The 20,131-nt window shown below is 59.0% G+C and carries 22 protein-coding genes and 1 tRNA gene; 15 read left to right on the forward strand and 8 right to left on the reverse strand.

Translation table 11 applies throughout. The annotated features are described in order from the left end of the window. Positions 1 to 58: 58 nt before the first annotated feature. The 3 genes from C9E91_RS09190 to hflX all read left to right on the forward strand — a co-directional run bounded on the left by C9E91_RS09190 (position 59) and on the right by hflX (position 2,683). Complete coding sequence (locus C9E91_RS09190) at positions 59 to 922, forward strand: D-amino-acid transaminase (protein WP_107107967.1); 864 nt, start codon at positions 59 to 61, stop codon at positions 920 to 922. A 108-nt stretch (positions 923 to 1,030) separates the two neighbouring features. After that, the gene (gene hfq / locus C9E91_RS09195; RefSeq protein ID WP_007693481.1) at positions 1,031 to 1,273 is read left to right on the forward strand and encodes an RNA chaperone Hfq; all 243 of its coding nucleotides are present in this window, start codon (positions 1,031 to 1,033) and stop codon (positions 1,271 to 1,273) included. 48 nt (positions 1,274 to 1,321) lie between these two features. Beyond that, the gene (hflX, locus tag C9E91_RS09200; RefSeq protein WP_181316057.1) at positions 1,322 to 2,683 is read left to right on the forward strand and encodes a GTPase HflX; all 1,362 of its coding nucleotides are present in this window, start codon (positions 1,322 to 1,324) and stop codon (positions 2,681 to 2,683) included. 97 nt (positions 2,684 to 2,780) lie between these two features. Here the strand turns inward: hflX and mazG are convergent, their stop codons facing one another. Together mazG and C9E91_RS09210 are read right to left on the reverse strand one after the other, a co-directional pair. Next, on the reverse strand, positions 2,781 to 3,617 hold the full coding sequence (gene mazG / locus C9E91_RS09205) for a nucleoside triphosphate pyrophosphohydrolase (RefSeq protein WP_107107969.1): 837 nt from the start codon (positions 3,615 to 3,617) through the stop codon (positions 2,781 to 2,783). A gap of 25 nt (positions 3,618 to 3,642) precedes the next feature. Next, positions 3,643 to 4,230 (reverse strand): deaminase, encoded by a 588-nt coding sequence (locus tag C9E91_RS09210; RefSeq protein ID WP_107107970.1) that lies wholly within the window; start codon positions 4,228 to 4,230, stop codon positions 3,643 to 3,645. A gap of 294 nt (positions 4,231 to 4,524) precedes the next feature. Here C9E91_RS09210 and cysG point away from each other — a divergent pair, with 294 nt between their 5' ends. The 5 genes from cysG (at position 4,525) to C9E91_RS09235 (ending at position 9,531) form a co-directional block, all read left to right on the forward strand. Continuing rightward, a complete protein-coding gene (gene cysG / locus C9E91_RS09215) occupies positions 4,525 to 5,961 on the forward strand; it encodes a siroheme synthase CysG (protein WP_107107971.1) in 1,437 nt (478 codons plus the stop codon). A gap of 3 nt (positions 5,962 to 5,964) precedes the next feature. Then, positions 5,965 to 6,279 carry a DUF2849 domain-containing protein gene (locus C9E91_RS09220; RefSeq protein WP_107107972.1) on the forward strand — a complete coding sequence of 105 codons (315 nt, stop codon included), beginning with the start codon at positions 5,965 to 5,967 and terminating at the stop codon, positions 6,277 to 6,279. A gap of 7 nt (positions 6,280 to 6,286) precedes the next feature. Continuing rightward, positions 6,287 to 7,960, forward strand: a complete 1,674-nt coding sequence (locus C9E91_RS09225) for a nitrite/sulfite reductase (RefSeq protein ID WP_107107973.1) — start codon at positions 6,287 to 6,289, stop codon at positions 7,958 to 7,960. Between the two features lie 10 nt (positions 7,961 to 7,970). Continuing rightward, on the forward strand, positions 7,971 to 8,483 hold the full coding sequence (locus C9E91_RS09230; RefSeq protein WP_107107974.1) for a DUF934 domain-containing protein: 513 nt from the start codon (positions 7,971 to 7,973) through the stop codon (positions 8,481 to 8,483). A 235-nt stretch (positions 8,484 to 8,718) separates the two neighbouring features. Beyond that, on the forward strand, positions 8,719 to 9,531 hold the full coding sequence (locus C9E91_RS09235) for a ferredoxin--NADP reductase (protein WP_107107975.1): 813 nt from the start codon (positions 8,719 to 8,721) through the stop codon (positions 9,529 to 9,531). A 127-nt stretch (positions 9,532 to 9,658) separates the two neighbouring features. On the opposite strand, the gene C9E91_RS09240 is transcribed toward C9E91_RS09235, so the two are convergent. The 4 genes from C9E91_RS09240 to C9E91_RS09255 all read right to left on the reverse strand — a co-directional run bounded on the left by C9E91_RS09240 (position 9,659) and on the right by C9E91_RS09255 (position 11,438). Then, entirely contained in the window at positions 9,659 to 10,273 is a 615-nt protein-coding gene (locus C9E91_RS09240; protein ID WP_107107976.1) for a GntR family transcriptional regulator, read from the reverse strand. Between the two features lie 183 nt (positions 10,274 to 10,456). Continuing rightward, entirely contained in the window at positions 10,457 to 10,663 is a 207-nt protein-coding gene (locus C9E91_RS09245) for a hypothetical protein (RefSeq protein ID WP_028753159.1), read from the reverse strand. Between the two features lie 174 nt (positions 10,664 to 10,837). Beyond that, on the reverse strand, positions 10,838 to 11,095 hold the full coding sequence (locus C9E91_RS09250; protein WP_107107977.1) for a GlsB/YeaQ/YmgE family stress response membrane protein: 258 nt from the start codon (positions 11,093 to 11,095) through the stop codon (positions 10,838 to 10,840). Between the two features lie 136 nt (positions 11,096 to 11,231). Then, complete coding sequence (locus C9E91_RS09255) at positions 11,232 to 11,438, reverse strand: hypothetical protein (RefSeq protein ID WP_107107978.1); 207 nt, start codon at positions 11,436 to 11,438, stop codon at positions 11,232 to 11,234. 481 nt (positions 11,439 to 11,919) lie between these two features. On the opposite strand from C9E91_RS09255, the gene C9E91_RS09260 reads away from it, so the two are divergent. Beyond that, positions 11,920 to 11,995: transfer RNA gene (locus C9E91_RS09260), tRNA-Lys, on the forward strand. A 154-nt stretch (positions 11,996 to 12,149) separates the two neighbouring features. Here the strand turns inward: C9E91_RS09260 and C9E91_RS09265 are convergent. Next, on the reverse strand, positions 12,150 to 12,362 hold the full coding sequence (locus tag C9E91_RS09265; protein WP_107107979.1) for a helix-turn-helix domain-containing protein: 213 nt from the start codon (positions 12,360 to 12,362) through the stop codon (positions 12,150 to 12,152). 203 nt (positions 12,363 to 12,565) lie between these two features. Between C9E91_RS09265 and C9E91_RS09270 the strand changes: the two genes are divergently transcribed. Together C9E91_RS09270 and C9E91_RS09275 are read left to right on the forward strand one after the other, a co-directional pair. Next, positions 12,566 to 13,318 carry a cytochrome c biogenesis CcdA family protein gene (locus C9E91_RS09270; RefSeq protein WP_107107980.1) on the forward strand — a complete coding sequence of 251 codons (753 nt, stop codon included), beginning with the start codon at positions 12,566 to 12,568 and terminating at the stop codon, positions 13,316 to 13,318. A 43-nt stretch (positions 13,319 to 13,361) separates the two neighbouring features. Continuing rightward, the gene (locus tag C9E91_RS09275) at positions 13,362 to 14,324 is read left to right on the forward strand and encodes an AEC family transporter (protein WP_107107981.1); all 963 of its coding nucleotides are present in this window, start codon (positions 13,362 to 13,364) and stop codon (positions 14,322 to 14,324) included. Here C9E91_RS09275 and C9E91_RS09280 read toward each other — a convergent pair. Then, on the reverse strand, positions 14,301 to 15,503 hold the full coding sequence (locus C9E91_RS09280) for a UbiH/UbiF family hydroxylase (RefSeq protein WP_107107982.1): 1,203 nt from the start codon (positions 15,501 to 15,503) through the stop codon (positions 14,301 to 14,303). The genes C9E91_RS09275 and C9E91_RS09280 overlap by 24 nt on opposite strands. Before the next feature lie 213 nt (positions 15,504 to 15,716). Between C9E91_RS09280 and pcsA the strand changes: the two genes are divergently transcribed. Genes pcsA through C9E91_RS09300 form a run of 4 tightly spaced genes read left to right on the forward strand, consistent with a single transcriptional unit; the run spans position 15,717 to position 20,131 of the window. Continuing rightward, positions 15,717 to 16,442 (forward strand): phosphatidylcholine synthase, encoded by a 726-nt coding sequence (gene pcsA / locus C9E91_RS09285; protein WP_107107983.1) that lies wholly within the window; start codon positions 15,717 to 15,719, stop codon positions 16,440 to 16,442. 18 nt (positions 16,443 to 16,460) lie between these two features. Beyond that, positions 16,461 to 17,441, forward strand: coding sequence for a quinone oxidoreductase family protein (locus C9E91_RS09290; protein ID WP_107108141.1), 981 nt, complete (start codon positions 16,461 to 16,463; stop codon positions 17,439 to 17,441). Between the two features lie 40 nt (positions 17,442 to 17,481). Further along, positions 17,482 to 19,056 carry an ABC transporter ATP-binding protein gene (locus tag C9E91_RS09295; protein WP_107107984.1) on the forward strand — a complete coding sequence of 525 codons (1,575 nt, stop codon included), beginning with the start codon at positions 17,482 to 17,484 and terminating at the stop codon, positions 19,054 to 19,056. After that, on the forward strand, positions 19,046 to 20,131 hold the full coding sequence (locus tag C9E91_RS09300) for an ABC transporter permease (RefSeq protein ID WP_107107985.1): 1,086 nt from the start codon (positions 19,046 to 19,048) through the stop codon (positions 20,129 to 20,131). Before C9E91_RS09295 ends, C9E91_RS09300 begins: the two co-directional genes overlap by 11 nt.

Raw genomic sequence — 20,131 nt, forward strand, 5'->3', positions numbered from 1 at the left:
GTTCCGATCTGCCCCGCAACCCTCTCATATTCTTATGAAATTCTGATCAGGGTCCGCCATGCCGAGAATAGCTTATGTGAACGGCCGTTACGTCAACCACAGCGATGCAATGGTCCATGTCGAGGATCGCGGTTATCAATTTGCCGATGGTGTCTACGAGGTCTGCGAGGTCCGTCACGGCTTGATCGTCGATCTGAGCCGCCATCTCGACCGTCTCAACCGCTCACTCGGCGAACTGCGCATCGCCTGGCCGATGAGCCGCGCGGCGCTGATCCATGTGATTCGCGAGACGCTGCGCCGCAATCACGTCCGCAACGGCCTGTTCTATCTGCAGGTGACGCGCGGCGTCGCCCGCCGTGATCATGTCTTCCCGGCCGAAGGCACGCCGTCCTCGATCGTGGTCACCGCCAAGAGCACCGATCCGTCCGTCATCGCCAAGAAAAATGCCAATGGCATCAAGGCGATCACCGTGCGCGACAATCGATGGGATCGGGTCGACATCAAGTCTGTCGGGCTTCTGCCGAATGCGCTGGCTCGCCAGCAGGCCAAGGAAGCCGGCGCACAGGAAGCGATCTATATCGATCATAATAGTATGGTGAAGGAGGGGGCTGCGACCAACGTCTGGATCGTCGATACGGATGGCAACCTGGTCACACGCCCGGCGGAGCACGGCATCCTGCGCGGCATCACGCGCACGACGCTGATGGATGTCGCCGCGAAACTGGAGGTCACCGTTGTCGAGCGTTTCTTCTCCGTCGAGGAGATGATGGCGGCGCGCGAAGTGTTCATTACGGCCGCCACCAGCATTTGTTTTCCGGTGGTTGCCATCGACGGCCAGACGATCGCCAACGGTCATCCCGGGAGCGTTTCGCAGAAAATTCGCGAAGCCTTTTTCGACGTTGCGGAAAAGACTGCGATTTGATACCAACATTCGCTGGAGAGGAGAAAGTGAGGGTATCTCCTTTCCGGGGTCTCAGTATATCTTGATATTTCACCGGCTTAGGCTGGCAAAAAAGAAAGAAGCGGCGCGATGGCGGAACGTTCTCAAAACTTGCAGGACCTATTTCTCAATACTGTTCGCAAGCAAAAGATTTCACTCACAATCTTTTTGATCAATGGCGTAAAGCTCACGGGCGTTGTTACGTCCTTCGATAATTTCTGCGTCCTGCTGCGCCGAGACGGCCATTCACAGCTCGTCTATAAGCATGCGATCTCGACGATCATGCCTGGCCAACCGATGCAGATGTTCGAAAGCGAAGAAGTCGCATCCTAACTAGGATTTGCCGTTATCACGACACGCGATACGAAAAACGATTCCATCATCCCGGAAACTGCGAAGCATCGGGATGACACGCATGCTGTCGTCATTGTGCCCGTCCTGAAGCAGGCGCGCGCGTCGCGCTCCGCGCAGGCGGATGGGGCGACGACCATCCGTTCCCCCGAAAGCCGGCTCGAAGAAGCCAAGGGTCTGGCACTCGCCATCGACTTGAACGTCGTCAATGGCTCGATCGTGCCGATCAGCGATCCGCGTCCGGCGACACTTCTCGGCACCGGCAAGATCGAGGAAATCCGCGCGCTACTCGACGAATTCGATGCCGGCTTGGTGATCGTCGATCATCCGCTGACGCCGGTGCAGCAGCGCAATCTCGAGAAGGAATGGAACGCCAAGGTCATCGACCGCACGGGTCTGATTCTTGAAATCTTCGGCCGCCGCGCCTCCACCAAGGAAGGCACGCTGCAGGTCGATCTTGCGCATTTGAACTACCAGAAGGGCCGGCTGGTTCGAAGCTGGACCCACCTTGAGCGCCAGCGCGGCGGTGCGGGCTTCATGGGCGGCCCCGGTGAAACACAGATCGAAGCCGACCGGCGCATGCTGCAGGAGCGGATCATCCGGCTCGAGCGCGAGCTGGAGCAGGTGGTGCGCACCCGCCAGCTTCACCGTGCCAAGCGCAAGAAGGTGCCGCATCCGATCGTGGCATTGGTGGGCTACACCAATGCCGGCAAGTCGACGCTGTTCAACCGGATTACCGGTGCTGGTGTCCTGGCCGAGGACATGCTGTTTGCGACGCTCGATCCGACGCTGCGGCGCATGAAGCTGCCGCATGGCCGCACCGTGATCCTTTCCGATACCGTCGGCTTCATTTCCGACCTGCCGACCCATCTGGTGGCCGCTTTCCGCGCCACGTTGGAAGAAGTCCTGGAAGCCGACCTGATCCTGCATGTGCGCGATCTCTCCGATGATGACAATCCGGCGCAGAGCGCCGATGTCATGCGAATCCTCGGCGATCTCGGCATCGGCGAGGCGGAAGGGGCGGAGCGCATCCTCGAAGTCTGGAACAAGATCGACCGACTGGAGCCGGAGGCGCATGATGCCATCGTCCAGAAGGCATCGACCGCTGAAAACGTCATCGCGGTCTCGGCAAGGAGCGGCGAGGGCGTCGATCGCCTGATGAACGAAATCAGCCGCCGGCTCTCCGGTGTCCTGACCGAGACGACGATCACGCTGCCCCTCGACAAGCTGGCATTGTTGCCGTGGCTCTACAATTACGCCATCGTCGATGGCCGCGAAGACAACGAGGACGGCACCGTCACCTTGGATTTGCGCTTGACCGAGACGGAAGCGGCGGAGTTGGAGCGGCGCATGGGCAATGGTCCGAAGCCGCAGCGCGAGGATTGGGAATAGACGTCCTAGAGTGGTTCAACTTTTCACAGAAGAACCGCTCTATCCCTTTGTTTTTTCCGCAATTCCGGACGGAAAACCGCTTCGCGCTGGATTTGCTCTATTCAGCGAGCTGACGCTCGATCGCCTTCGCCGCCTGCCAGATATCTTCCATCCGCTCCAGAGAAGCGCCGTCGAGAGTTTCCCCTTCGGCGGCGAGTGTCGTTTCGATGTGATTGAAACGGCGGCGGAATTTCGTGTTCGTGCCCCGCAATGCCTGCTCGGGCTCCGCGTTCACATGCCGGCCGATGTTGACGACGGCGAAGATCAGGTCGCCCAGTTCGTCGCTGACCTTGGCCTTGTCGCCGCTTGCAAGTGCCACCCGCAATTCGTCGATTTCCTCCTCGATCTTGTCGAGGATCGGCTCGGGCGCTGACCAGTCGAAGCCGACCTTGGCGGCGCGTTCTTGCAATTTCAGCGCCTCGGTCAAAGCGGGGAATGTGCGTTGCACCGAACCGAGAAAACCGGTTTTGAAATCCTCGGAGATTCCCCGGCGTGCCCGGCGCTCGGCGCGCTCGCGCTTCTCTTGCGCCTTGATCTCTTCCCACTGCACTTTCACCGCGTCGGGCGTATCGGCGCCGGAGACAGCGAAGACATGCGGATGCCTGCGGATCATCTTGCGGGTAATGGCTTCCACTACATCGCCGAAGGAGAATTCGCCCGCTTCCTCAGCCATGCGAGCATGGAAAACGACCTGCAGCAGGAGATCGCCGAGCTCTTCGCAAAGATCGTCCATATCCCTGCGTTCGATCGCATCGGAAACCTCGTAGGCTTCCTCGATCGTATAGGGCTTGATGGTCTCGAAGGTCTGGACGATGTCCCACGGGCAACCGGTCTCGGGGTTGCGCAGTGCCGCCATGATTTCGATCAGGCGGGATATGTCTCGCGATGCTTCCATCGTGGCCTCTATGGTCTTGTCTATTTCAGTTTAGTGGAATGTCGTTGTCGCTCTTGGTCGCCTGGTAGCGATTGGAGAGCGCGGCATAGGCGGCCTTGATGCGCGCCGTCTGTTCCTTGAGCGCCGCCTTCAGCGGGTCCGCTTCCGTTTCGACGAGATCGGCGACCGCAAAGCTGTTCCAGAAGGCGTTCTGCCGGCGATAGCCGCCCGGTTCCAGCCCGAAGACCTCTTTCAGGATTTTCAGGTCATGCGGGATCGCGAAAGCGTCGCGGGAATCCTCATGGCTGAAGAAATAGTAGAAATTATCGAAGCCGGCCCAGGTGATGGCCGACATGCACATGGTGCAGGGCTCGTGCGTGGAGAGGAAGATCAGCTCCTTGGTCGCAGGCTTCTCGCCGAGTTCGTAGAAGCGCTTCAACGCATGTACTTCGCCATGCCAAAGCGGATTTTCGAGCTCGTTGTTCGTTTCGGCAATGACCAGCGACAAGTCGGATTTACGCAGGATCGCCGCGCCGAAAACCTTGTTTCCGGCGGCAACGCCCCTTTGCGTCAGCGGCAGGATATCGTGTTCCATGACATCGAGGAGGCGGGCGGCGATGGTGTTGGCGGACAAACGGAACACTCCGAGATATTTTCTTCATCTTAACGGCATTGCCGGCACGGCGGAATGCGCAAATGACGTATGGACTCCATTTGCCACAGGCAATAGGAATGTCCTTGATAGCAAGAAGTCCTAAAAGTCTATGGATTTCCTGTATTTATGCTATTCTGACTGACTGGTGAGTTTTGCTCAAATCGGAGAGATGTCGAGCAAAAGAATACGGACTCGGCGGAGCATTAGAATTTCTGTTTCTTCAATCTCCTGGCCGGTAAGGTGATATTCGGGCAATCTCGAAGTGGAATAATGATGCCTCCCAGGACTCAACAGCTTTCGGTGTTTCCCGCCTTCTTTCGCGTGGAAGGAAGGATCGCGGCTGTGTTCGGCAATGGTGATGAAGCCTTTGCCAAGACGCGGTTGCTGATGAATACGCAGGCGAAGATCGTCGCCTACGCGCAAACGCCGGAAGCCGATTATCATTCCTTCCTGATCGCCAATCGCATCGAGACCGTGCGAACGGCTTTTTCGCCCGATCAGGTGGAGGGCGCTGCCCTGGTGTTCGCCGCCACCGGTGATGCCGAAGCCGACCGCGCCATCGTTGACGCTGCCCGCGCCGCAAGAATTCCGGCAAACGCCGTCGATCAGCCTGACTATTGCGATTTCTACACGCCGGCGCTGGTCAATCGCGCCCCGGTCGCTGTCGCTATCGGCACCGAAGGCGCCGGCCCCGTGCTGGCGCAGATGATCCGCGCGCAGATCGATCAATTGCTGTCGCCTTCGCTTGGCAAGCTCGCAGAACTGGCGACGAGCTATCGCAAATCCGTCGAACGCCTGGTGCCGCGTGGCGTCGCCCGCCGCGTCTTCTGGCGCCGCTTCTTTTCCGGCCCTGTTGCTGACGCCGTCAGCGCCGGTCATCTGCTGCAAGCCGAACGTGCCGCCGACAGCTTGCTGCACTCTATGCACAAGGTCGAGGGTCATGTGTGGCTGGTAGGTGCCGGTCCTGGCGCGGAAGATTTGCTGACGCTGCGCGCTCAACGCGTGATGATGGAAGCCGATGTCATCGTCTATGACGCGCTCGTCCCACAGGCGATCGTCGATATGGGCCGCCGTGACGCCGAGCGTCTTTCCGTCGGCAAACGCAAGGGCTGCCACACGAAATCCCAGGAAGAGATCAATGATCTGCTGGTGCAGCTTGGTCAGGACGGCAAGCGCGTCGTGCGGCTGAAGTCCGGCGATCCGCTGGTCTACGGCAGGGCGGCTGAGGAAATGGCTGCCCTCCGCGCTGCTGGCGTTACCTATGAGATCGTTCCCGGTATCACCTCGGCTTTTGCTGCGGCTGCCGATTTCGAGCTGCCGTTGACGCTGCGCGGCGTCGCCTCGTCGCTGGTCTTCACCACCGGTCACGACCTGACCGGCAACGTCCTGCCGGATTGGGCGAGCCTCGCCGTATCCGGCGCGACCATCGCTGTCTATATGGGCCGCACGGTCGCCGCTTCCGTGGCCGGTCGTCTGATGGAAGCCGGGCTTCCGCCGGAGACCACCGTCGCCGTCATCGAGAACGCCAGCCGCCGCGACCGTCGCCTGATGCACGGCACCTTGAAAGATCTGCCGGACCTGGAGCATCGCGATGAACTCGGCGGTCCGGTCATGGTCATCATCGGCGACGCTGTCGCCGGCGCCAATTTCGAACAGTCCGAGCCGCTGGTCCGCCAGGAGACCGCCGCTCAAGAATTTGCAAGGAGCTGATCCATGGTCGACAAGGTTTTGACCGCAAACCGGCTGACCGATGGCATTGCCGTCTGGTTGGATGCCAATGGTGAGTGGGCAACCTCGCTGCAGGAGGCGCTCGTCGCTCGTCATGCCGAGGCGGATGCCGCGCTCGAGGCGATCGGCAAGCAGGCTTATGCCGATAACAAGGTCGTCGACGTCAACCTGATTGAAGTTCAGGAAACCGCCGGCAAGCTCTGGCCGCTGCGCCTGCGTGAGCGCATCCGCGCCGAAGGTCCCACGATGGAATACGCGCCGGGTTATGCCGCGGCCGATCCGGAATTCATTGCAGTCTGAGGAAATCATGTATCGCTACGACGAATTTGACCACGCCTTTGTTGCGGAACGGGTTTCGCAGTTCCGCGATCAGGTGCAGCGGCGCCTTTCGGGTGAGCTGTCGGAAGATGCGTTCAAGCCGCTGCGTTTGATGAATGGTGTCTATCTGCAGCTCCATGCTTACATGCTGCGCATTGCCATTCCCTATGGCACGCTGAGCTCGCGCCAGGTGCGGATGCTCGCGCATATCGGGCGCACCTATGACCGCGGTTACGGCCATTTCACCACCCGCCAGAACCTGCAGTTCAACTGGCCGAAGCTGTCCGATATACCCGATGTGCTTGCTGAGCTTGCTTCCGTCGAGATGCACGCCATCCAGACGTCAGGCAATTGCATTCGTAACGTCACGGCCGACCATTTTGCCGGTGCCGCCGCCGATGAAGTCGCCGACCCGCGTCCCTATGCGGAAATCCTGCGGCAGTGGTCCTCCGTTCACCCGGAATTCTCCTTCCTGCCGCGCAAGTTCAAGATTGCTGTCACCGGCGCCGAGCGCGACCGTGCCGCCATCCAGGTGCATGATATCGGCCTGCATCTGAAGAAAAACGACAAGGGCGAGATCGGCTTTGCCGTCTATGTCGGTGGCGGGCAGGGCCGCACGCCGATGGTCGCCAAGCTGATCCGCGAGTTCTTGCCGGAAGAAGACTTGCTGTCCTACACGACCGCCATCGTGCGCGTGTACAATCTGCACGGCCGCCGCGACAACAAATACAAGGCCCGCATCAAGATCCTCGTGCACGAAACCGGTGCTGCGGAATTGGCACGTCAGGTCGAGGCCGAGTTTGCAAACCTGAAAGACACGGAACTGAAGCTTCCTGAGGCCGACGTTCAGGCGATCGCGACCTATTTCGCACCTCCGGCTCTGCCGGAACGCGCCGAAGGCTGGGAAAACCTCGCCCACTGGAAGAAGGCCGATCCGGCCTTTGCCCGCTGGGTTCAGCAGAATGTGCAGCCGCACAAGAATCCCGATTACGGCATGGTGACGATCTCGCTGAAGCCGATCGGCGGTATTCCGGGCGATGCTTCGGACGCGCAGATGGATGTGGTGGCCGATATCGCCGAAGAATATGCCTTCGACGAAATCCGCGTCAGCCACGAGCAGAATCTGATCCTGCCGCATGTGGCGCTGGCCGATCTCGAAGCCGTCTATCGCGGCCTGGTCGCCGCCGGTCTCGAAACCGCCAATGCCGGCCTGATCACCGACATTATCGCCTGTCCCGGCCTCGACTATTGCGCTCTCGCCAATGCTCGTTCGATCCCGGTTGCGCAGGAAATCTCCAGGCGCTTCGGTTCGGCCGAGCGTCAGGCCGAAATCGGTGAGCTGAAGATCAAGATTTCGGGCTGCATCAATGCCTGCGGCCACCACCATGTCGGCCATATCGGCCTGCTTGGCGTCGAGAAGAAGGGTGCGGAACTCTATCAGATCACGCTCGGCGGCTCCGGCGATGAGCATACCTCGATCGGTGAGATCATCGGCCGCGGTTTCGAGCCGGAAAAGGTGACCGATGCGATCGAGACGATCGTCGATACCTATCTCGGCCTGCGTCTGGAGCCTTCCGAAACCTTCCTCGCCGCCTATCGTCGCGTCGGACCGCAGCCTTTCAAGGATGCGCTCTACGGCTCGGCAGCGGCCGAAGCGGCGTAAGGAGATGGCCATGACGAAGATTTGGCGGGAAACCGGTTTTGTCGCAAACGATCCCTGGATCATCGAAACCGATGAGCTGAAGGCGACGGAAGAGCAGAAGCCGCTGCTCGGCCTCGATGCCCTGATTGCCAAGGCCGAGGAAAGCAACGATATCGGCCTCGGCGTCTTGATCAAGCCGGCTGACGATGTGACCCGGCTGGAGCCCTATCTCGATCGCCTGGAGATCGTCGCCGTGGCGTTTCCGGCTTTCAACGATGGCCGCGCCTTCAGCCACGCCTCGCTGCTGCGCCAGCGCCTCGGCTACACCAGCGAGCTGCGTGCGGTTGGCGATGTGCTGATTGACCAGGTTCCATTGATGTTGCGGGTCGGTATTGATAGTTTCGCAGTCACCAACGAGACGGCGCTGAATCGGCTTTCGGAACAGCGCCTGCCGGGCATTCCGCATCACTATCAGCCGACCGCCCGGCATTCCGAAGGCGGCCAAGCCTATAGCTGGCGCCGCCAGGCCGCCAAAACGGCCTGATGCGGCTTTCAGCCCCAGGAGTGGCGGCAATGCGAGATACATCGGATTGCCGCATTCTAGTGACTATATATGGCTGACATGATGGCGTGAATCTTGACCGGAACACGCATATTTTATGCCGGCGCCGTGTGATGGAATAGAATGCCTTTAAATCGGGGCTATATTATAATATCAGCCTCGCGAAACGCAGCTTGCCAAGAATGACGTGTACGACGAATACGGGATCCGAGACCGAATGAACGCCCCCGCCAAGACCGAAGACTTTGTTTCCGCAGTGCCCGCCGGCGTCTTTGCCGAGAAGGTACTGAGCGTGACGCATTATACCGACCGGCTCTTTCGCTTTACGATGACCCGGCCGCAGGGCTTCCGCTTCCGCTCGGGCGAGTTCGCGATGATTGGCCTTATGGTCGACGGCAAGCCGCTTTACCGCGCCTATTCGATCGCGAGCCCTGCCTGGGCCGATGAGCTTGAATTCTTCTCGATCAAGGTGCCGGATGGTCCGCTGACCTCGCATCTACAGAACATCAAGCCGGGCGACGAAGTGCTGATGCGCAAGAAGCCGACGGGCACGCTGGTGCTCGACGCGCTGACGCCGGGCAAGCGGCTCTATATGTTCTCGACCGGCACCGGCATTGCGCCTTTCGCCAGCCTGATCCGCGATCCAGAGACCTATGAGAAGTTCGAGGAAGTGATCCTCACGCATACAACCCGTGATGTGGCAGAGCTGAAATACGGCTTCGACCTCGTCGAGGAAATCAGCAACGATGAAATCCTGAGTGAAGTCGTCGGCGACAAGCTGCGCCACTATGCGACCGTCACCCGCGAAGAGTTTCCCTTCAAGGGCCGCATTACCGATCTCATCGAAAACGGCAAGCTCTTCACCGATCTCGGCATTCCCACGTTGGATCCCGCGGTCGACCGCGGCATGATCTGCGGTTCCTCGGCCATGCTGAAGGACACTAAGGACCTGCTTGAGAAGGCAGGCCTCAACGAAGGCGCCAACAGCAAGCCGGCCGAATTCGTCATCGAACGCGCCTTCGTCGGCTAAACGAAAAATACGAAGCAGTTTTCCATCCGGGATTGCAAAATAGGCTAATTCCGCGTTTTCGTGAAAAGCGAAACTGCTCTCGGATATCGGAATAGGTAAGGCGGTCTCGATAGCGAGGCCGCTTTTTTCATCTGTCGCTGAGATAATCGATCAGTGTTGCCATCACTTTGCGGGCATCATCGCTGTCGCCCCGATGGATTGCCGTGATGACGCTGACATGCAACGCAATCGACCGGTCCATGCCATCGGGCGTAGCGGTCGAATACCAGAGCCGGCGCGAATGCGTCTGCACGGGTCCGAGTGCGGCCGTGATGAAGCCGTTCGGACAGGCCTCCTCAAGGATTTCATCGAACGCCTTGTCGGCAGCGAAGAAGCCAGGCAGATCGCGCGTTGCGGCGCAATCACTCATGAGCCGGGCGCACTCAAGCAACTGTTCCCGTTGTTCCTCAGTGGCATGGCTGGCGACCAGCGATGCGGCGATCGGTTCGAGTTCGCGCCTGACCTGCATCACATGCATATGGTCTCCCGGCCGAATCTCCGCGATCTGCAATCCGACGCGCGGCCTTACATGAATCAACCCTTGCCACGCCAGCTTCTGAATCGCCTCGCGCACCGGCGTGCGCCCATGGCCTGCCAATTCGATCAGTTGCTTTTCCGTGACCAGTGCACCCGGTTTCAGCGCCAACGTCACGATCCGATGCTCAAGGGCGAGATAAGCAAGATGGCTTTGCGAATTCAGCATTCTCGGGCGATTCCATTGATATATCACAAGTTGCCATGGCGTCGTCGCGATGGCAAGCGACGGTGATATATCAGGTGAGATCGGCCGGCTGCGAGCCCGCCTGCCGGACCTGTCAAAGTTCTGATTTGGTGGAATCGGACGGTCAAGGGCCGGGCGAGGGGAGCCCGTGACCGTGAGATAGGGTCAATAGCCGATTGCGGAGGATAGGCTCGGCGGCTTCCGCTTGGCAGCCATCAGCAAATCCAGTTCCGTCGAAGACGGTCCGAACTTGTCGAACAGCCGCTTGGCTTCCTTGTCGTCGAGGCGATATTTTCGTGCGAATTCGGCGATGCTGTAGGGGCGACCGCGTATTACTTTCCGGCCCGGCGTCTGATTGGCGCTTTGGGTCATGCTTCCAACCTCCTCTTCCGTCTACCCAACAAAAGTTAGGGCTGCGGATGCGGTTGAAAAGGGTTGTGAAAGGCAAAATGTCACATAAATACAATAAAAAAGGGAAGACGAGATATCCCCATCTTCCCTTTGAGCATCTCTGTCCGGACGGCTTTCTGCTCGCGCAGCGCGCGCCTATCGCCTGATCAACCGACCGACGAAGATCAGGATGCAGGCACCAATGAAGCCGGTGATCAGATAGTTGAGCCATGCGTTGAACGGCAATGCGATGTGCAGGGCCCCAAGGAGCCAGCTAGCAACAATTGCCCCGACGATGCCGAGGATGATGTTCATGATAACGCCCATGTTGCTTTCCATGAGCTTTTCGGCGAGCCAGCCGGCGAAGCCGCCAATAATGATCGCTGCGATCCAACCGACGTGTGCGTCTTCCATAAATATCCTCCTCAAGGAATCGGCAAGTTACTGATAAAAGTTGATATACACCAAAAGCGATTCGGCCCGCAAACAATTGCGTTTGGGTTGCGAACAGAGCCGCTGGCTGGCAAAGCGCGATTATTGGGGAAAAATGTTACCGTTGTTCCGGGGCGCCGAGACAGGCTTTGAGATCGGCTAACTGTTTTCTCAAATCCTCGGCGACTTCATCGGTCGTGTCGATGAACCGGTTGTTTTCCACGACATGTACGCGGATGCGGCCCTGTTTCAGACAATGCAGGTGGAAACGCAGAAATTGCTCCTGTGCCTTGCACCATTTATCGAGCTCGGATTTCTGCTTCATTGGCGCCCTCGACCCCCAGTGCCGGCCCAAACCTGATACCGGGCAGATATCTTAAGAATTCAGGCAACTAGCATTCAATAATGCCGTGTTCGCTCAAAAACATCCTATCAAAACCGTGGTAACATTCCGACGTGGCGCTCGCCGAGTCATTCGTTCGAATAAGAAAGGCGTAGTCGCCCCTCAAAAAGTCTGCGGCAATCTCCCGAAAAGGCAAGAATAATCTATAAGATAATCCTTAAATTGAGGAATCATGCCCTTCCGTATCATCAAAACGACCAATCCTTGCTTTTTTCCAGCTTGAAACCACTGCTTGATGCGCTGATCTTTCCAAGTCGCGCATCGAGACAGGCAGGTTTCACCACGTCGACATGCGGAAAAGCATTGTCCGTCGCCGCAACTGCGATTTTATGGGTTGACCGCAATAGGGCGTCTGCATATGTTCCGCGCACTTCCAGCCGGGGTGTGACCATCCGCGGACAGGGAGAGCGTAGCTCAGCCGGTAGAGCAACTGACTTTTAATCAGTAGGTCATGGGTTCGAATCCCATCGCTCTCACCAAAAAATCCAGGAAAGTCAGACAGTTTATAGGGCAGGGCCTTTTATCTCCGGCCTGTTCAGCCGTTTTCGTGTCTACCCTATGTCCGAATGAGAACGACCTGTGTCCGCCTCGACCGGGCAAGCGATTTGCTGCGCCGTCGCACCTGTCGGTCTGCTAGCCGGCGGATGCTCGTTCGACATAGCGGAAGATTCTGGTCACGGTCGATCGGCTGACGCCTGCCTCTTGGGCGATGCAATCCATCGACTTTCCCTCGGCCTTTAAGCGAAAAACGCTTTCCTCTTTATGCCTCATGGCCGTGGCCGACGAATCGTGCACCGGCGTCATGCCGACGGAGGTTTCGGAATGCTCTGTAACAACAGCCGCCATGATACGCTCCCTTGCAATCATTGGAGAGCTAGAAGAAATGACGTCAATGTTGCTGTGAGTAAATTCGGATATTAGCAGTATATGAAGCAATCTTTATTCGGTAGGGGTGCGGCCTTGTGCCCGCTTCGCCCGCGAAAAGGTGATTGGCGTTCCGGCCCCGGCAACGCTAGTAAGACGGCTGAATGACATAGCCGGAGTCTATCGTGTCGCTTGCCGATATCTCGCTTCTGAGCGCCTTGCTTGCCGGAGCGCTTTCGTTTCTCTCGCCCTGCGTCCTGCCGCTGGTGCCACCGTATCTCTGCTATATGGCCGGCATTTCTGTCGAGCAATTCCGCGGTGGTGGAGCGGCTATTGCGACGGGGCCGAGCGTTCGTGGCAATGTCCTGTTTTCGGCGCTGTTCTTCACGCTCGGCTTTGCGACCGTGTTCATTGCGCTTGGCGCCGGTGCGTCCTCGATCGGCATATTGCTACGCCAGCATCTCGATATCCTGGCGAAAATAGGCGGCCTGATCATCGTCGTCATGGGCTTGAATTTCCTCGGCGTTTTTCGGCTTGGCATTCTTGCTCGCGAGGCCCGTTTCCAAGGGGGCGGCAAACCGGCGACGCTGACGGGTGCTTATATCATGGGCCTCGCCTTTGCCTTCGGCTGGACGCCCTGCATCGGCCCGGTGCTCGGGGCAATCCTCGGCGTTGCGGCTTCGCGGGAGACGATCGGCGCCGGCGCCGGGCTGCTCGCCATCTATTCGCTCGGCCTTGCCATCCCCTTCTGGATCGCCGCCGGTTTTTCGGGCGCCTTCATGAGCTTTCTTGTCCGCTTCCGCCGCCATCTTGGCACGGTTGAGAAGGTTATGGGCGGGCTGCTCGTGCTGACCGGCCTGGCGTTCATATTTGGCTATGTCAGCGACATGGCGATCTGGTTTCAGCAAACCTTTCCAATCCTGATGCAAATCGGCTAAGCAACTCCCGTCCTGTCTCCAATCGCCAAAATGGATGTGCCCGATGGCTGACATTGTCGGTCTGTTGCTGCCGTTCTTCGGCTTGATCTTGGTCGGTTATATTGCCGCGCGCATCACCAAACAGTCGGCTGAGGCGCTTGGCTGGCTCAACACCTTCATCATCTACGCCGCGTTGCCGGCCCTCTTCTTCAAGCTCGTCTCGCAAACGCCGATCGAACAATTGACGCGAGTCGATTTCATCGCCACCGACATTGCCGCGACCTATCTGATCTTTCTGCTGGTGTTCCTGGTCGGATGCTTCCTGCGTCGCAATTCGCTGGCCGATAGCACGATCCAGGCCTTTGCCGGTGCCTACGGCAATATCGGCTACATGGGGCCGGGCTTAGCGTTGCTGGCGCTTGGCGAGAAGGCCGCCGTACCGGTGGCGCTGATCGTCTGCTTTGAAAATGCGCTGCATTTCATCGTCGCGCCGGCGCTGATGGCAATCGAGGGCGGCGATAAACGTTCGCCATGGCGGCTTGCCGCCGACATCGCGAGAAGGGTGCTGCTGCATCCCTTCATCCTGTCGACGGCCCTCGGCTTTGCCGCCGCGGCCTTTTCGGTCGGCCAGCCAGCTCCCTTCCAGCACTTCGTCGATTATCTCGCTCAGGCGGCCGCACCCTGCGCCTTGTTCGCCATGGGCGTGACATTGGCGCTGCGGCCGCTGAAACGCATACCGGCCGAGATCGGCTATATCGTGCCGGTCAAGCTCATTCTGCATCCGTTGGTCGTCTATGTCGTGCTGCAGGCGGTCGGCGGCTTCGATCCGATCTGGATCGAATCGGCGGTGCTGCTCGCGGCTCTGCCAACGGCGACGAATGTCTTCGTCATCGGCCAGCAATATGGCGTCTGGCAGGAGCGCGCCTCCGCGACGATCCTGATCACCACCGCTTGTTCGGTGGTGACGGTCTCGCTGGTGCTTTATTTGATCAAGTCCGGTGCCTTACCGGCGCAACTTTTCCCGTAGCATCGACGGAAAACCGCGCAAGCCGCCGCCTGGCTCGATGCCTTCGCGCATGACGATGTTGCGCAATGGCGGAATGGCTGAAAGGACATGCAGCCCTGCTGCTCGCAACATCTGGACGGGCAGGAAATCCGAAAGCAGGGAACGGTTCAGCAGATCGACGCTCGCCGTCCGGCTGATGATATCGACACGGCGGCGGCGGTCGAAACTGTCGCCGGCGGATGCTGAAATCGGCTGCCCTGTGGGGCTCGCCAGAATTTCGACGAGCGTCAGGATATCGCGCAGGCTGAGGTTCAGCCCTTGCGCGCCGATCGGCGGGAAAACATGCGCGGCTTCGCCGATCAGCGCGGCGCGGCCTTTGCCGAAGCGATAGGCCGTCATGCCGGAGAGCGGCCAGACCTGGACGTTGTCCTCGACAGTAACCTTGCCGAGCATCGATTGCATACGGTCCTCGATGAGGCGCCCGAGGTCTTCCAGCGATCTCTCAGCATTGGCGGCGGCTTCCGCCGGCTTTTGCACCCAGACGAGGCTCGAGCGATTGCCGGGCAGGGGGACCTGGGTGAACGGCCCGCTTTCCGTATGGAATTCGGTAGAGATGTTTTGATGCGGCAGCGAATGCGCAAAGTTCAGCACCATGGCCGATTGCGGATAAGACCACGTCTTGACCTTGATCCCCACCGTTTCCCGCACCATCGAATTGCGCCCGTCCGCACCGACGACCAAAGCCGTTTCAACGATATCGCCGTCTTCGAGAGTGATGGTGACGCCATCGTCGCGCACAGTCACCTCAGAAGCCGCCGTCTCGATAAGCGTGATATTGCCTTCCGCCTTTGCGGCTTCGCTAAGAGCGCTGAGCAGTGCGGCGTTCGGTATATTGTAGCCGAAGGCGTCGAGGCCGATTTCGGAGGCGCGGAAGGCGACGGTCGGCGCACGCAGCAGCCGTGTGGTGCCGTCAATGATCTGCATCGTGGTCAGCGGTGCGGTGGACGGCGCAATCCTGTCCCAGAGCGTCAACCGCTCCAGGAAGCGAATCGATTGGTCCATCAGCGCCGTCGTCCGCCGGTCGGCCTTGTTATGCGGCTGGGCTATGAGCGCAACGGCTCGTCCGCCGCGCGCCAAGGCGATCGCCGCGATCATGCCCGCCAGACCGCCGCCGATGACGGCCACTTCAACCTGCTTCATATCGATGCCTCAATTATCTTTCTTTCTGAAAATAGACGCTTAGCCTGTTGAAATCCATGGGATGAAACATCGCAGCGGGTGAAAATGACAAGAACTCGCGCTAGCCTATGGTACATGGACGCTTTTGCGCTGGCAGCGCCGGGCAAAGGGTGCATATTAGCAAGAAAAATCGCCTGCCGGGGCAGGTAGATAAGCAGGCGAGTAACGGGGCGGATGAAAATCTTCAATTACAAGCGGGTGCCTTACGCGGAAATCCGCGCCTTTTCCGTACATATCTTGACGGCATCCGGCTCATTCCTTGCCTTTCTCGGCGTTGTTGCAGCGGCGGAACATCGCTTTGTCGATATGTTCTGGTGGCTCGGCCTGGCGTTGCTTGTCGATGGCATCGATGGTCCGATCGCCCGTAAGGTCAGCGTCAAGGAAGTTTTACCGAATTGGTCCGGCGACACGCTGGATAACATCATCGACTACGTGACCTATGTGCTTCTGCCCGCCTTCGCGCTCTACGAAAAGGGCATGATCGGTGAGCCCTGGTCCTTCGTCGCCGCAGGCATGATCGTCGTATCCAGTGCCATTTATTATGCCGACACGGGCATGAAGACGGGGGAGTATTTCTTCTCCGGATTCCCTGTCGTTTGGAACATGATCGTCTTTACGCTCTTCGTCATCGACGCCAGCGCGGTGACTGCCATGGTGCTGGTCGGCGTTTCGGTTGTTTTGACATTCCTGCCGATCAATTTCCTGCATCCGGTGCGGGTCAAGCGGCTGCGGCCGCTCAATCTCGGCATATTCCTGCTTTGGTCCGCGCTCGGAGTGTATTCATTGCTCATGCATTTCGTCATGCCGGAATGGGCCGTTATCTTGTTTATCGTTACCGGCATCTATCTCTATTGCATCGGCGCCGTGCTGCAGTTTTTCCCGTCCCTCGGACGCCAGTAGGATTTGCGAGACATGAGCATGAAGAAGACCCACGCCATTCGCATTCACGAAAACGGCGGTCCGGAGGTCATGAAGCTGGAAGAGGTCGACCTGCCGCCGCCAGGCGCCGGCGAGGTGCAGATCCGCCATGCTGCGATCGGATTGAATTTCATCGATGTCTATTTCCGTTCGGGTCTTTACAAGGCGCCCTATTTTCCGCTGCCGCTTGGCAAGGAAGCGGCCGGCACGGTAACGGCCGTAGGCCCGGGTGTCAGCGATTTCGCGGTCGGCGATCGCGTTGCCTATGTCGGCAGCGATGGCGCCTACAGCGTCGAGCGCAATATCGAGACGCGTTTTATCGTCAAGGTACCCGATGATATCGAGCTCGAGACCGCGGCGTCGATGATGCTGAAGGGTATGACGGCCGAATATCTTCTCAACCGCACCTTCAAGGTCGGTCCGGAAACGGTGCTGCTATTTCATGCTGCGGCCGGTGGCGTCGGATTGATTGCCGGACAATGGGCAAAGGCGCTCGGCGCCACGGTGATCGGAACCGCCGGCTCGCCTGAAAAGGTGAAACTGGCGCTGGAACATGGCTATGACCATGTGATCGATTACAGCAGCGAGAGCTTCGTCGACCGCGTCCGCGAGATTACCGGCGGCAAGGGTGTCGATGTCGTCTATGACTCGGTTGGCCGTGATACGTTTCCGCACTCCCTCGATTGTCTGAAGCCGCGCGGCATGTGGGTGACTTTCGGCCAATCCTCTGGTCCGATTGAAAATTTTAACCTTGCCATCCTTAATCAGAAGGGCTCGCTTTTTGCTACGCGGCCAAGCCTTTTCGCCTATATCGCCACCCCTGAGGAAATGAGAGCCAGCGCAAAAGCATTATTTGCTGTTGTGCAAGGCAGCAAAGTGCGTATCAATATCAACCAGACCTATCCGTTGAGCGATGCGGGGCGCGCGCACACGGATCTGGAAACAAGAAAAACGAGTGGAACTACGCTGCTGATCCCATAGATCCGAAAGGGTAGGACAGTGGGAAGGAAATGAGGGGAACGTGTCGTCATTCGATGTGCCGGCAACCGGCGCGTTATTGTCGGTTCGCAAGCTGACGAAGCTGTTCGGTAGCTTTGCTGCCTGTAATGGAATTGATCTGGAAATTCGACCGGGCGAGATTCACGCTTTGCTCGGTGAGAACGGCGCAGGCAAATCCACTCTGGTGAAGATGCTGTTCGGCGTTTTGGAGCCAACCGAGGGCGAGATCGCCTGGCAAGGCCAACCCGTTTCCATTGGTTCGCCTGGCGAAGCGCGTAAGCTCGGCATCGGCATGGTGTTTCAGCATTTCTCGTTGTTCGAAGCGCTGACGGTCGCTGAAAATATTGCCCTTTCCCTTGATGACAGCATCCCGATCGGCAAGATCGCCGAGGAGGCTGCCAGCCTATCGCGAGCCTATGGCCTGCCGCTCGATCCCCATGCGCATGTGGCCGATCTTTCCGTCGGCGAGCGCCAGCGTATCGAAATCGTCCGCGCGCTACTGCAGAATCCGAAGCTGATCATCCTCGACGAGCCGACCTCCGTGCTGACCCCGCAGGAAGCCGATCGTATGTTCGAAACGCTCTTCCGGCTCCGGGACGAAGGCCGTTCGGTGCTCTATATCAGCCACCGCCTGGAGGAGGTGCAACGCATCTGCTCCCGCGCCACGGTGCTGCGCCATGGCAAGGTAACCGGTGCCTGCGACCCACGGCAGGAAACGCCCGGCTCGTTGGCTCGTATGATGGTCGGCAGCGATGTTGCCAGCGTGCAGCATGAAGGGCTTGGTAAAAAGGGCGACATCCAGCTCGAGATTGCCGGTCTTTCGGTGCCTGCCCGCACGCCCTTTGCCATGTCGTTGAAGAACGTTTCGCTGCGGGTACGCGCCGGCGAGATTCTGGCGATCGCCGGCGTTGCCGGAAACGGGCAGGGCGAACTGTTCGACATCGTTTCCGGTGAACACACCGTGCCATCGGACAATTTGATCTTCGTGCGTGGCCAAGCGGTCGGGACCAAGGGTATCAACGCGCGCCGCCTGTTAGGTGCCGGCTTTGTGCCGGAGGAACGTCATGGCCATGCGGCGGTTTCGGGGCTGAAGCTATCGGACAATCTGGTGCTCGCCCGCAGCAAATCGGACCGCCGTGCTTTTCTTGGCGGCGGCTTCCTGAAAGTGATTCGGCGTGGTGCGGTCAAACAGGCGACCAAGCGCATTTCCGAAGCCATGGACGTGCGCAAGAGCGGCGAGGACCCGACTGCCGGCTCGCTCTCCGGCGGCAATCTCCAGAAGTTCATCGTTGGCCGAGAGCTTGACCGACAGCCGACCGTGCTGGTCGTCAATCAGCCGACCTGGGGTGTCGATGCGGGTGCCGCGAGCCATATTCGTCAGGCACTGGTCGATCTTGCCCGCAACGGCTCGGCCGTGCTGGTCATCAGCCAGGATCTCGACGAAATATTCGAGGTTGCCACCGACATCGCCGTCATTTCCGAAGGGCGGCTGTCGCAGGCCTATCCAGCGGGCGAGCTGACGCGGGAAAAGATTGGCCTCCTGATGGGCGGCCTGCATGAATCAAAGACGCATTCGGAGCCTATGCATGCGCATTGAACTGGAAAGGCGCCCGCAGGCTTCGAAACTGTTCGGCTTCCTGTCGCCGCTGCTTGCCCTCGCGTTGGCGCTGATCGCCGGCACCATCATGTTCGCCGTCCTCGGCAAGGACCCCGTGGAGGCGCTGGACGCCTTCTTCGTCGAGCCACTGCTGGAAGTCTGGTCGCTGCACGAACTGGCCATCAAGGCCGGGCCACTAATCATGATCGCCGTCGGCCTTTGTGTCTGCTATCGTTCCAACAACTGGAACATCGGCGCCGAAGGCCAGTTCACCATCGGCGCGGTCGTCGGCTCGTATATCCCGATCGTCTACACCGATTGGCATTCACCGATGGTCCTGCCGCTGATGCTGATCGCAGGTGCCATTGGCGGCGCGCTCTATGCCGCGATTCCGGCGTTGTTGAAGGCGCATTTCAATACCAACGAGATCCTGACGAGCCTGATGCTCGTTTATATCGCGCAGCTCTTCCTGGATTGGCTGTCACGCGGGCCATGGCGCGATCCACAGGGCCATAATTTCCCGCAGAGCATCGATTTTCCGCCGGAGGGGGTGCTGCCGGCGATCTGGGCGGACTCCGGCCGGGCGCATTGGGGTATCGTCTTTGCCATCGTCGCGGCGATCCTTGCCTGGTTCATGATGAAATATACGCTGAAGGGCTTCGAGATAACCGTTCTCGGCCAATCGGAACGGGCAGGGCGTTTCGCCGGATTCTCTTCGCGAAAAATGGTCTGGTTCGGCTTCCTCTTCTCCGGTGCATTAGCAGGTCTTGCCGGCATTTCCGAGGTTTCGGGCTCGATCGGCCATCTGCAGCCGGCGATATCGCCTGGCTACGGCTTTACCGCCATCATCGTTGCTTTCCTGGCGCGTCTCAATCCGCTTGGCGCGATCCTCTCCGGCTTTGTACTGGCGCTTACCTATCTTGGCGGCGAGGCGGCGCAATTGTCACCCGGCATCTCCGCCAAGGCGGCGAGCGTCTTCCAGGGGCTGTTGCTTTTCTTCGTGCTCTCCTGCGATACGCTGATCAATTATAAGATCCGGCTGGTCTGGTCGCGGGTTCGGGGAGGTGCGGCATGA

Source organism: Rhizobium sp. SEMIA4064 (assembly GCF_003025035.1).
In the GTDB taxonomy this organism is placed as follows: domain Bacteria; phylum Pseudomonadota; class Alphaproteobacteria; order Rhizobiales; family Rhizobiaceae; genus Rhizobium; species Rhizobium paranaense.